Below are 12252 nucleotides of genomic sequence, written 5' to 3' on the forward strand. Positions count from 1 at the left end.
CATCGTCGCGGCGGGACGGTCACGGCTACTGTTCTTGACGTGTCCACCGAGCCGCTGCGCTGCGCGGGAGCGCTGATCGTCGCCCCCGACGGACGCCTGTTCTTCCAACGCCGCTCGCCGCACCGGCGGCTCTTCCCCAACTGCTGGGACATCGTCGGCGGGCACCTCGAACCGGGCGAGTCCGTGCAGGACGCGCTGCACCGGGAGGTCACCGAGGAGACCGGCTGGCGCGTGTCCGAGGTGATCGCCGAAATCGGCGAGTACCGCTACGTCGGGGACGACGGCCTGGCCCGGATCGAGAGCGACTGGCTGGTCCGGGTCGACGGCGAGCTGACCGCACCCGTGCTGGAGACAGGCAAGCACACCGAGTACCGCTGGCTCGGCCCCGACGATCTCGATCTGCTCGACGAGCACCGTGAGGTCAACGACGGGTTGATTCGGCACATCGCCGAGCGGGCCTTCGCCGTCCTGCGGTCCATCGGTTCGTGAGCGACACGGTCGGGCTTGCTCCGCACCGGTACGCGGCGTTGGTGGCGCCCGCCGTGGACCGGGTCTTCACCGCGGCAATGCAGGCCGGTGGGCACGGTGGCGCAGCCGAGCTGAGCCAGCGGTACGGCGGACCGCCCGCCACCGGCTTCCTGGTGGAACTGCGTACCCGGCTGGCCGCGCCGGGTGGCACGGTCGACGGCCCGGGGTTCGCCGCGGTGACCCGCTACCGGGACCCGACCGCCTGCCGGCGGAGTCTTGATCGGCACGTCGCGTACGGAATGGTCCACCGCCGGCCGGACGGCGGGCTCACCGCCACCGAGCGGGGTCTGGCCTTCCTCGCCGAGCTGTACCAGGTGCACGCCGAGGTGACCGAGGAGTTGTGGGCCGGCCACCACGACCGGGTGCTGCGACTGGTGCAGGTCGCCGGTCGGCTGCTGGCCGTCGCGGAGGGCGGCGGGGCGTTCCACGCGGTGGCGCCCCCGTACGAGCCGGACGGCATCCCACCCGTTGTGCTGCTGCTCAACCGGCTCGGCGCCCTGCGGTACCACCGCGCCGACGCGCACGCCGACGCGTGGCACGCCGCCGGGCACACCGCGACGAGCATCGTGGCGCTGCCCGACGGACCGCAGCGCCAGGCCATCGAGCTGGAGACCGACCGCCGAGCGGCCGGACCGTACGCCGTGCTGACCGCCGAGGAGCGGCTGACGATGCTCGCTGACCTGGCGGCTCTGCCCGGCTGACCGAGGTGCCCGCCGGCTGCTCACCGCTGACCGGCGGCAGCGCCGCCACGGGCGGCGCTATCCTCCTTCGGTGAACGCCGCGAGAACAGGAAACGATGCCGGCATGGTCGGAATGGTGCTGGCAGCGGGCGCAGGCCGCCGGCTGCGCCCGTACACCGACACGCTGCCCAAGGCGCTGGTGCCGGTGGATGGCGAGATCACCATCCTCGACATCGCGTTGCGCAACCTGGCCGAGGTGGGGCTCACCGAGGTCGTGGTGGTGGTCGGCTACGCCGCCGACGCCGTCCGCGAACGCCAGGCCGAGTTGGAGAGCCGGTACGGCGTCACGATCACCCTGGTCCCCAACGACAAGGCCGAGGAGTGGAACAACGCGTACTCCCTCTGGCTGGCGCGTGACTGGTTCTCCCGGGGCGTCCTGCTGGTCAACGGTGACACCGTGCACCCGGTGAGCATCGAGAAGACCCTGCTGGCCGAGCGGGGGCCCGGCGTGCTGCTGGCGATCGACACTCTCAAGCCGCTGGCCGAGGAGGAGATGAAGACCACCTTCGACGCCGCCGGCCAGCTCACCCGGATCACCAAGCTGATGGACCCGGGCGAGGCGTACGGCGAGTACATCGGGGCCACGCTCATCGAGCCGCAGGTGGCCGAGGCGCTCGCCGACGCCCTGGAGGCGACCTGGCGGCGCGACCCGAACCTGTACTACGAGGACGGGTACCAGGAGTTCGCCGACCGTGGCGGCGAGGTCCGGGCCGCGCCGATCGGCGACGTGGCGTGGGTCGAGGTCGACAACCACGCCGACCTGACCCGGGCGCGGGAGATCGCGTGCCGCTACTAGCCCGTACCGTCGCGACGCCGCTGTCGATCGAGGTCCGCCGGGGTGCCGTGGCCGACCTCGGCTCGCTGCTGGCCGACCGCCGGATCTCCAGCGGCGGCGACGTCGCGGTGGTGGTCGGCCCGGGTCAGGGCGAGAAGATCGTCGAGCTGTGCCGGCCCTCGCTCGGGTCGGCCGACGTGTTCACCGTCGCCGGTGGCAGCGTCGACTCCGCCATCGAGCTCGGCGACCAGCTACGCCGCCGCAGCTACGACGCGGTCGTCGGCATCGGCGGCGGGAAGACCATCGACACGGCCAAGTACGCCGCCACCCGCTACGGCATCCCGATGGTCACCGTGGCGACAAGCCTCGCCAACGACGGGATCGCCTCTCCGGTGGCGTCGCTGACCCACGAGGGCGGCAAGGGCTCGTACGGGGTGCACATCCCGATCGCCGTACTTGTCGATCTCGACTTCGTGGAGAACGGGCCGGACCGGCAGACCCAGGCCGGCATCGGCGACGCGGTGAGCAATCTCAGCGCCTGCGCCGACTGGGAGCTGGCCCACGAGGTGCGCGGCGAGCCGATCGACGGCCTCGCCGTGACGCTGGCCCGCACCGGGGCGGAGGCCCTGGTCAACCATCCCGGCAAGATCACCGACGACGGGTTCCTGACCACGCTGGCCGAGGCGCTGATCCTGGGCGGCATCTCGATGTCGATCTGCGGTTCCAGCCGGCCGGCCAGCGGCGGCGACCACGAGATCTCGCACGCCATCGACCACCTCTTCCCGAGCACCGCCTCGCACGGCGAGCAGGCCGGGCTCGGTGCGCTGTTCTGCACCTTCCTCCGGGGCGACCTGGAACGGTTCGGCCAGCTCGCCCGCTGCCTGCACCGACACGGGCTGTCCACCCGACCCGCCGACCTCGGGCTCACCGACGAGCAGTTCGTCGAGGCGGTGGCCTTCGCCCCGCACACCCGGCCCGACCGTTACACGATCCTCGAACACCTGGCGCTGTCCGCCGACGACCTTCGTACCCGGCTGGGAGACTACGTTGACGCCCTCCGTGAGCACCTTGGCTGAGCCGTCCCACCCCACGGTCGCCGACTTCCACCGGGTGAACCGGGGCGGTGGTCTGTTCAGCGAGTCGGTCAGTCAGTGGATCGGCGCGGTCTTCGCGCTTGTCGCCCAGCGTGTCGGGCTCCGACCGACCGCGCTGACCATCACCAACCTGCTGCTCGGGCTGGCCACCTCGGTCACCGTGGTCGCCCTCGCCGGCCCGGTCGCCGCCGGGGACGTGCCGGCTCCGGTGGTCGGGCTGGTCGCGCTGTTCGGCTGGCAGATCGCGTACGCCCTGGACTGCGCCGACGGTCAACTGGCCCGGGTGACCGGGCAGGGCAGCGTGGCCGGTGCCCGAGTCGACGTGCTCTGTGACGTGGCCGCCCAGATCGCCCTGGTCGCCGCCCTGTCCGCCACCGCCGTGGCGCAGCAACCGGCAACGCCGACCTGGCTGGTGGCGACGTTCGCCGGCACCTGGATGGTCAACCTGGTCACCTCGGTGATGCAGTCCGGCCCGAACGCGGCGAGCATGGTCACCTCCACCAGCCTGCCGGTACGCCTGGTCAAGCTGGTCCGCGACTACGGCGCGGTGATCTTCGTGGCCGCCCTGGTCCTGGCCCTAGCCCCAGCCCTCACCCTCTGGGTCATGACCGCCTTCACCGTCGTCAACGGCGGCTTCCTCCTAACCAGCATCGCCTTCTCCGCCCACGCCTCCCTCCGCTGACCGCCCACCCCGCACCCCTGACCCTCCCGTTGATCATGAGGTTAACGGGAGGGTCAGGGGGTGGGGTCGGGGGTGGGGTCAGGGGTGGGTCAGGGAGGTGTAGACGTCCAGGAGGTGGTTGGTGACCACGTCGGGGTGGAAGGTGCGCTCGTAGCGGGTGCGGGCGGAGGCGGACAGTGCGGCGGCCCCCGCTGCGGCCATCGGCAGGGCGGCGGCCAGGGCTGCCGGGTCCGGAGGCACGACCCAGCCCGCCTCGCCGGTCACCACACCGGCCGGCACCGCCGACGTTCCCCCGGTACCAGTGGCGGCACCGACCGACCCGGCGTCGGCGGAGGAGTTCGGAGCCGAGGAGCCGGGCACGGCACCGGAGACGGCGGGGGCGGACGCCGAGGCGGACGCCGCCGGACCGGTGCCGGCGGGCTCCCGAGGGGTGTCCGCGCCGATTAGGTAGGGAATGCCGCCGAGTGCAGTGCCGAGCACCGGTCGGCCGCTGGCCAACGCCTCGATGATCACGGTCGGCAGCACGTCGTGCCAGGTGGACGTCGCCAGCACCACGGCACTGGCGGCCAGCGCCTGCCGGACGCCGGCCCGGTCCAGTGGTCCGAGGTAGCTGACGTCGGAGCGCTCTGCCGCCACCGCTTCGACAAGCGGGCGCAGTTCGCCATCCCCGGCGACGCGAAGCGGGCCCAGCGCGCCGTCCGGATGTCGCCGCCAGGCCTCCACAAGCAGGTCAAGGCCCTTCTCGGGGGAGAGCCGGCCGAGGAAGAGGAAGCCCTGGCCGAGCGGTGCGGGCACGCCGGGGTCGGGGATCCCGTTCGGTTTCACGACGATTCGCGAATCGGGGATGCCGTAGTCACGCAGGTGATCGGCGACCGCGGTGGTCAGGGCGATGAACCTGTCCACCGACTTCCAGGTACCCCGGTGCACGGCCAGGGTGGTGGCCATCAGCGCGCTCTGCGCCCGTGACCCCCGGTAGCAGCGATGCACCACCGCCGGCACACCCAGTGCCCGGCCCCGGCAGTCCTGGCAGATCATGCCGTCCCGGAAGTACAGCCCCGAGGAGCAGACCTGTCGGTAGTTGTGCACCGTCTGGACCACGGGCACCCGGTGCCGGTGCGCGGTCCGCACCACCCAGGGCGACAGCAGTGGGTACGGATTGTGCAGGTGCAGCACGTCCGGGCGATGCTCGGTGAGCAGCCGGGCCAACTCCTGCTGGGCGCGTGGTGCGTAGATCGGGGAGATCGGCAGCAGCGCCTTCGCCGTCTTCGGCATTGTCGGGATCTCGTCGGAGCTGCGCAGGAACGGCAGCACCTCCACCCCGGCGGCGGTGAGCTGGGCGATCTCGGCGTCGACGATGGTGTTCTCACCGGAGGGCTGAGCTTCCCGGTACCGGTTGTGCGCCACCACGATTCTCACGGGAAAGAAGGCTACCGTTGGACGATGCCCGAACTACCGGAGGTGGAGGCGCTCGCCGGTTACCTGCGACAGCGCGCGGTGGGCCGGCGGGTCGACCGCCTGGAGGTCGCCGCGATCAGCGCCCTGAAGACGTACGACCCGGCACCGACCGCCGTCGCGGGCCGGGCGGTGACCGACGCCCGGCGGTACGGCAAGTTCCTCGACGTGGTCTTCGACGGCGGCCTGCACCTGGTGGTCCACCTGGCGCGCGCCGGCTGGCTGCACTACCGGGAGGCGTTCGCCTCGACCGTTCCGTTGCGGCCCGGCAAGGGGCCGATCGCGATCCGGGTACGCCTCGACGACGGCTCCGGCTTCGACCTGACCGAGGCCGGTACGCAGAAGAAACTCGCCGCCTACCTGGTGACTGATCCGCAGGCGGTGCCCGGGGTGGCCAAGCTCGGGCCGGACGCGCTCTCGGCCGACCTCGCCACCTTCGCCGGCGCCCTGCGTGGCCGCCGGGGCCAGGTCAAGGGGGTGCTCACCGACCAGGCGGTGCTCGGCGGGGTCGGCAACGCGTACTCGGACGAGATCCTGCACGCCGCGAAGCTGTCACCGTTCGCGTTGACCGACCGGCTGACCGACGACCAGATGGCGACCCTGCACGCGGCGACCCGTCGGGTGCTCGGCGACGCGGTGACCCGGTCGCTCGGGCAGCGGGCCGCGGAGTTGAAGGGCGAGAAACGCTCGGGGCTCAAGGTGCACGCGCGGACCGGCCTGCCCTGTCCGGTCTGCGGGGACATCGTTCGGGAGGTCTCGTTCGCCGACTCCAGCCTCCAGTACTGCCCGACGTGCCAGACCGGCGGAAAGCCCCTTGCTGACCGACGGTTGTCCCGGCTTGTACGGTGAGTAACGCCACTCGCTGATTACGGAGCGGAATCGGACGCGCGGTGCGCAACCGCCGGTCCGGCGCTCTACCCGGGCCGTCATCCATCGGTATAGTGGCCCGGTCCCCGGCTTCCAAACGGCACGGGGCCGGCCAGATCCCAGGCGGTAGGTGGCCGCCGCGCAATGTCCCTCGGGTCGGCGACGGAACGGAACTCGCGTGGGAAACTGGAACGGTGGGCGACCCGAGCGGTCACCGCGAGTGAACGCGACGGGTCATGCGGGAGGACATGGGTGAGGTGACGGCTAGCCTCCAGCGCCCGGTGACCAACGAAGGCCGGAGCAGACTCGTGCGGCACGTCGACAGCTTCGAGATCCAGCCGCCGAACCCGTCGTCGCCGAACGGCGTACCTCGATCGGCGTGGGCCCGGGCCCGACGACGCGTGTCGCGCTGGCACCGGCCCTACACGGCGATCCTGCTGCTGCTCGACTTCGCCGCCGCGGCCTTCGCCAGCTACACCGCGATCCGCACCTTCGACCAGGCCACCGCGGGTTTCCACCAGGCACAGAACGAGAACGACCCGACCTGGTTCTACACGGTAGCGTTCCTGCTGCTGCCGCTCAGCTGGCTGGTCATCCTCTGGTTCAACGGCGCCTACGACCGACGCTGCCTCGGGCTCGGGCCGGACGAGTTCAAGCGGGTGATCCGGGCCGGGGTGACCGTCTGCGCGGCGTTGTCGTTCCTCGCCTTCGCCACCAAGACCGACCTGTCCCGGTTCACCGTCGGCACGGCGCTGCTGCTGGCGCTGCTGCTGATCCTGCTGGGCCGGATCCTGGCCCGTTTCGTGCTGCACACCGTCCGGCGCAACATCCAGCAGGCAGCGCACCGGATGGTGCTGGTCGGCACCCTGCCGGAGTGCCTGGAGGTGTACACGGCGGTCACCCGTACCCCGGCCGCCGGGCTCGTCCCGGTCGCCATCCACATCACCGACGGGTACGCGGCGGCCAAGGGCGTGCAGACCCCGGTTCCGGTGTACGCGGGCCGCGACGTGCTGGCCCTGGTACGCGAGGTGGGCGCGGACACCATCGCGGTCTGTGGCTCGGCCAGCGCTGAGCCCGGTGAACTGCGCCGCCTGGCCTGGCAGTTGGAGGGCTCCGGGGTAGACCTGGTGGTGGCTCCGCAACTGACCGACATCGCCGGGCCCCGGGTGCACATCCGCCCGATCGAGGGCCTGCCGCTGCTGCACGTCGAGGAGCCCACCCTGTCCGGGCCGGCACTGCTGGCCAAGAACATGATGGACCGCGTCGCCGCAGGGCTCGGGCTGCTCGCGCTGGTCCCGGTCTTCATCGCGATCGCCATCGCCATCCGGATCTCCGATCCGGGTCCGGTCTTCTTTCGTCAACCCCGGGTGGGGCATGAGGGACGCACGTTCCGGGTGTGGAAGTTCCGGACCATGTACGTCGACGCGGAGGACCGGCTGGCCAGCCTGGTCGACCAGAACGAGACCGACGGCATGCTGTTCAAGATGAAGCAGGATCCCCGGGTCTTCCCGGTGGGCCGCTTCCTGCGCGCCTCGTCGCTGGACGAGCTGCCGCAGCTGATCAACGTACTCAAGGGTGAGATGTCGCTGGTCGGGCCGCGCCCGCTGCCCGCCGACGACGGCGACTTCCTGGGTGATGTCCGACGCCGGCTGCTGGTCCGTCCGGGTATGACCGGGTTGTGGCAGGTGTCCGGCCGCTCCGATCTCTCCTGGGACGAGGCCGTTCGGTTGGACCTGTACTACGTCGACAACTGGTCGCTGGCGTACGACCTGAGCATCCTGTGGCGCACGGTCGGCGTGGTGGTGGCGCGCAAGGGCGCGTACTGACCGGTGCCCACCCCTTTCCCACAGCGTCCGCAACCAGCAGGATCGTCGACGTGGGTGGCAACCTCTCCGCCGTGATCGGCGTCTTCTCACTGGTCAGTGTGCTGGCCGGGGCGCTGTTCGCGGTCGGCCGGCTGCGGGGGCGGCGCGGCATCGCCACGCCCGGCCAACGGGCCACCTACGAGGTGCTGCACACCGCCGGGCTGGCCGCCGAACCGCTGCGGGCCGGGCTGAACCCGGCCGGCGCGGCGAAGGCCGCCCGCCACCTGCGCACCCTGGTCGGCGCGGAAGGGCTGGCGTTGACCGACACCGACGACCTGCTCGCGCTCGACGGACGCGGCGCGCACCACCGGGAGCAGCTGCGGACCGCCGCCCGGCGGGTGATCACATCCGAACGTTCCACCGTGCTGGGCGAGGCGGAGCTGACCTGCGACCGGATCGACTGCCCGGTCCGGGGCGCGGTGGTGGCCCCGCTCGGTGGGGCGTCCGGCCGGATCACCGGCGCGCTTGTCGCCGTCACCGACGGCGCACCGGCACCCGGTCTGGTCCAGGCCACCCTGGAGACCGCCCACTGGGCCGGCAGCCAGCTGGCTCTGGCGGAGCTGGACTCGTCCCGGGAGCGGTTGGCCCGGGCCGAGGTACGCGCTTTGCGCGCCCAGATCAGTCCGCATTTCATCTACAACGCGTTGACCGCGATCGGTTCCTTCGTCCGCACCGACCCGGAGCGGGCCCGAGAGCTGATCCTGGAGTTCGCCGAGTTCACCCGGTACTCGTTCCGGGCGCACGGCGAGTTCACCACGCTGGCCGAGGAGCTGCGCTCGATCGACCGCTACCTGACCATCGAGCGGGCCCGGTTCGGCGACCGGCTTCAGGTGCGGCTCCAGATCGCCCCCGAGGTGCTGCCGGTGACCCTGCCGTTCCTGTGCCTGCAACCACTTGTCGAGAACGCGGTACGCCACGGGTTGTCGCGCAAGCCGGGCACGGGCATGGTGAGCATCGAGGCCCGGGATGCGGGCGCCGAATGCCACATAACGGTGGAGGACGACGGAGTGGGGATGGATCCGGCCACGCTGACCGCGGGAATCGCCGAGCTGGCCGGGTCGACCGGCGACCCGGGGGACGACCCGGGCCAGCACGTCGGGTTGTCGAACGTCGACGAGCGGCTGCGCTCGGTCTTCGGTGACGGCTTCGGCCTGGTCGTCGAGACCGGTGTCGGCTCGGGTACGAGGGTGAGCATGCGGGTGCCGAAGTTCCACCCCGGCGTACGGGCGGGTTCGTGACCGGCTCCGGCCCGGCCGCCGCCAGCGGCTTCCTGCGGGTGCTCGCGGTCGACGACGAGCCACCGGCGCTTGACGAGTTGGCGTACCACCTGCGGGCCGACCCCCGGGTGGCCCGGCTGCACACGGCCGGCGACGCCACCGAGGCGCTGCGGGTCCTCCGCGACGACGACGTGGACGTGGTCTTCCTGGACATCCGGATGCCCGGCCTGGACGGCATGGAGCTGGCCCGGGTGCTGCGGCGCTTCGCCCGACCTCCGGCGATCGTCTTCGTGACCGCGTACGACGACGGTGCTGCGGACGCTTTCGACGTGGGCGCCACCGACTACGTGCGCAAGCCGGTACGCGCGGAGCGGCTGGCCGAGGCGCTGCGCCGGGTGGTCGGCTCGCGGGTGGTACCCACCCATCCCGCCGCGTTGGCCCGGGCCGAGGAGGATCCCACGATCCCGGTCGAGCTGGCCGGTACCACCCGGATGCTGCCCCGGTCCGCCGTGCGGTGGGTCGAGGCACAGGGCGACTACGCCCGACTGCACACGGCGGATGGATCGCACCTGGTGCGGGTGTCGCTGGCCACGCTCGCCGAACGGTGGGCCGACGCCGGGTTCGTCCGGATCCACCGGTCGTACCTGGTGCAGCTACGGCTGATCGCCGAACTCCGCCTGGTCAACTCCGGCTACGTGGTGGTCATCGACGGCACCGAGCTGCCGGTGAGCCGCCGGCACACCCGGGAGTTGAAGGACAAGTTGGTCCGGGCCGCCAAGCAGGAGTGGAGCCGCTGATCGGCGACGTTGTCCACCGGGTTGTCCACAGGCCGGACCCGTTGTCCACATCGTTGTCCACAGGCCGCTTGACATTCCCGTCGGGCGGACGAGACTGCCGGGATGGCCGCCGAGGATGCACTGCCGGCACCCCGCCGACCCGATCCGACCGGGACCGTCGACCAGCGCGTCGGGTCCGAGCCGCCCGCGCGTACCCGGGTGGTGTTGGCCGAGGTGTCCCGCCGGCCGCACTGGCCCGCGGGTACCCACACCGAGCTGACCCAGCAGACCCGGGTCGGTGAGGCACTCGTCCGCGGCCTGGTCCGCGCTCAACTGGCCCTGGCCCTGCAACTGTCGGCGGTGGTGATGGTCGGGCTGGGCGGGCTGCCCTGGCTGTTCGCCATCGCGCCCTCGGTCGGCCGGATGACCGTGCTCGGCGTCAACCTGCCGTGGCTGCTGCTCGGGGTGCTCTCCTTCCCGTTCCTGGTCGCCGTCGGGTGGACGTACGTCCGCCTGGCCGAACGCAACGAGCAGGACTTCACCGACCTGGTCCAGCGGCCGGAGCGCTGACGTGGGCAACGACCTCGTCGTACCGGCGATCGTGGCGGTCACCCTGGTCACCGTCGCCATCGGCTTCTACGGGCTGCGGCTGGCCCGCACCACCTCCGACTTCCTGGTCGCCTCCCGGGTGGTCAGCCCCACCTGGAACGCTGCCGCGATCGGCGGCGAGTACCTGTCGGCGGCGAGTTTCCTCGGCGTCGCCGGGCTGATCCTCAAGTACGGCGTGGACGTGCTCTGGTACCCGGTCGGGTTCGCCGCCGGATATCTGGCCCTGCTGCTCTTCGTGGCCGCGCCGCTGCGCCGCTCCGGCGCGTTCACCCTGCCCGACTTCTGCGAGCTGCGGCTCGGGTCCCGCCGGCTACGGACGCTGGCCACCGTCTTCGTGATCTTCATCGGCTGGCTCTACCTGGTGCCGCAACTCCAGGGTGCCGGCCTGACGCTGGCCACGCTGGCCGGCTCGCCGTACCCGGTCGGCGCGCTTGTGGTGGCCGCCGTCGTGACCGCGAACGTGGCCCTGGGTGGGATGCGGGCGGTCACCTTCGTGCAGGCGTTCCAGTACTGGCTCAAGCTGACCGCGCTCGCCGTACCGGCGATCTTCCTGGCCCTGCAGTGGCAGTCCGACGGCCGTCCTGCGGTGACACCGCCGGACGGATCCACGTTCCGGACGGCGACCACCGTCGTGGTCGAGCAGCGGGCGGTGCTCACCCTCGCCGACGGCCAGACCCTGGAGGTACGCCCCGGCGACGAGCTGAGCTTCGCCGAGGGTGAACCGGTCCCGGAGGTCTCCGGTGTGGCGAACGGGGCGACCGACTGGCTGCTGCCCAGCGCCGCGGGATCCGACGACCGGGGGCTGTTCGGCACGTACTCGCTGATCCTGGCCACCTTCCTGGGCACCATGGGGTTGCCGCACGTCCTGGTGCGCTTCTACACCAACCCCGACGGGGCCTCGGCCCGCCGGACCACGCTTGTGGTGCTTGCCCTGGTCGGCGTCTTCTACCTGCTGCCCACCATCTACGGCGTGCTGGGCCGGATCTACACACCGCAGCTGCTGGTCACCGGCCAGACCGACGCGGTGGTGGTACTGCTGCCCGAGGCGGCGCTCGGTGCCGGGACCACCGGCCGGCTACTGGCGGCGCTGGTCGCCGCCGGGGCGTTCGCGGCGTTCCTGTCCACCTCGTCCGGGCTGCTCACCAGCGTCGCCGGGGTGATCTCCACCGACGTGCTCGGTCGAGGCTCGGTGCGCGGCTTCCGACTGGCCACGGTGATCGCCGGGGTGGTGCCGACGATCCTCGCCCTCAACGTCTCCGGCCTGGACGTCTCGCAGGTGGTGGGGCTGGCGTTCGCGGTCGCCGCGTCCAGCTTCTGCCCGCTGCTGGTGCTCGGCATCTGGTGGCGGGGCCTCACCGACGCGGGCGCCGCCGCCGGGATCCTCGTCGGCGGTGGCGCCGCCGTGACGTCGGTCCTGATCACCGTCCTCGGCCCGCCCATGACCGGTTGGCCGGCCGCCCTCATCGCCCAGCCGGCAGCGTGGACGGTGCCGCTGGCCTTCACGGTGATGATCGCGGTCTCGCTGGCCACCCGCCGCCGTGCCCCGGCCGACATCGGCCGCACCATGCTCCGCCTGCACGCCCCCGACGCCCTCCGTTCGTGAGGAGAGGCTCCTCCGGCACCGGCTCGGCGCTGGTCCGACTCGGG

At 71.8% G+C, this 12252-nt stretch carries 12 protein-coding genes; 11 read left to right on the forward strand and 1 reads right to left on the reverse strand.

Translation table 11 applies throughout. From position 1 onward, the window contains the following. Positions 1 to 39: 39 nt before the first annotated feature. From ACFY2A_RS21140 to ACFY2A_RS21160, 5 genes are all read left to right on the forward strand, one after another. Positions 40 to 489, forward strand: coding sequence for an NUDIX domain-containing protein (locus tag ACFY2A_RS21140; protein WP_387173869.1), 450 nt, complete (start codon positions 40 to 42; stop codon positions 487 to 489). Continuing rightward, positions 486 to 1229: a hypothetical protein gene (locus tag ACFY2A_RS21145; RefSeq protein WP_363924809.1), complete on the forward strand. Its 744-nt coding sequence runs from the start codon at positions 486 to 488 to the stop codon at positions 1227 to 1229. Before ACFY2A_RS21140 ends, ACFY2A_RS21145 begins: the two co-directional genes overlap by 4 nt. Positions 1230 to 1332: 103 nt before the next feature. Continuing rightward, positions 1333 to 2064 (forward strand): phosphocholine cytidylyltransferase family protein, encoded by a 732-nt coding sequence (locus ACFY2A_RS21150; RefSeq protein WP_363924808.1) that lies wholly within the window; start codon positions 1333 to 1335, stop codon positions 2062 to 2064. Beyond that, the gene (locus ACFY2A_RS21155; protein WP_363924807.1) at positions 2052 to 3119 is read left to right on the forward strand and encodes an iron-containing alcohol dehydrogenase family protein; all 1068 of its coding nucleotides are present in this window, start codon (positions 2052 to 2054) and stop codon (positions 3117 to 3119) included. Before ACFY2A_RS21150 ends, ACFY2A_RS21155 begins: the two co-directional genes overlap by 13 nt. Continuing rightward, positions 3103 to 3819, forward strand: coding sequence for a CDP-alcohol phosphatidyltransferase family protein (locus ACFY2A_RS21160; protein WP_387173871.1), 717 nt, complete (start codon positions 3103 to 3105; stop codon positions 3817 to 3819). Before ACFY2A_RS21155 ends, ACFY2A_RS21160 begins: the two co-directional genes overlap by 17 nt. A 78-nt stretch (positions 3820 to 3897) precedes the next feature. Here the strand turns inward: ACFY2A_RS21160 and ACFY2A_RS21165 are convergent, their stop codons facing one another. Then, entirely contained in the window at positions 3898 to 5235 is a 1338-nt protein-coding gene (locus tag ACFY2A_RS21165) for a glycosyltransferase family 4 protein (protein ID WP_387173873.1), read from the reverse strand. Positions 5236 to 5259: 24 nt separating this feature from the next. Between ACFY2A_RS21165 and ACFY2A_RS21170 the strand changes: the two genes are divergently transcribed. The 6 genes from ACFY2A_RS21170 to ACFY2A_RS21195 all read left to right on the forward strand — a co-directional run bounded on the left by ACFY2A_RS21170 (position 5260) and on the right by ACFY2A_RS21195 (position 12208). After that, entirely contained in the window at positions 5260 to 6120 is an 861-nt protein-coding gene (locus ACFY2A_RS21170; protein ID WP_387173875.1) for an Fpg/Nei family DNA glycosylase, read from the forward strand. Between the two features lie 266 nt (positions 6121 to 6386). Then, complete coding sequence (locus tag ACFY2A_RS21175) at positions 6387 to 7964, forward strand: sugar transferase (protein WP_387173958.1); 1578 nt, start codon at positions 6387 to 6389, stop codon at positions 7962 to 7964. Between the two features lie 50 nt (positions 7965 to 8014). Further along, positions 8015 to 9241, forward strand: a complete 1227-nt coding sequence (locus ACFY2A_RS21180) for a histidine kinase (RefSeq protein WP_363924803.1) — start codon at positions 8015 to 8017, stop codon at positions 9239 to 9241. Next, a complete protein-coding gene (locus tag ACFY2A_RS21185; RefSeq protein ID WP_363924802.1) occupies positions 9238 to 10017 on the forward strand; it encodes a LytTR family DNA-binding domain-containing protein in 780 nt (259 codons plus the stop codon). The genes ACFY2A_RS21180 and ACFY2A_RS21185 overlap by 4 nt, the downstream gene beginning before the upstream one ends. 102 nt (positions 10018 to 10119) lie before the next feature. Then, positions 10120 to 10566: a hypothetical protein gene (locus ACFY2A_RS21190; RefSeq protein WP_387173878.1), complete on the forward strand. Its 447-nt coding sequence runs from the start codon at positions 10120 to 10122 to the stop codon at positions 10564 to 10566. A 1-nt stretch (position 10567) separates the two neighbouring features. Next, a complete protein-coding gene (locus tag ACFY2A_RS21195; protein ID WP_363924800.1) occupies positions 10568 to 12208 on the forward strand; it encodes a cation acetate symporter in 1641 nt (546 codons plus the stop codon). Positions 12209 to 12252: the final 44 nt, after the last annotated feature.

Source organism: Micromonospora sp. NPDC000442 (assembly GCF_042898635.1).
Taxonomy (GTDB): domain Bacteria; phylum Actinomycetota; class Actinomycetes; order Mycobacteriales; family Micromonosporaceae; genus Micromonospora.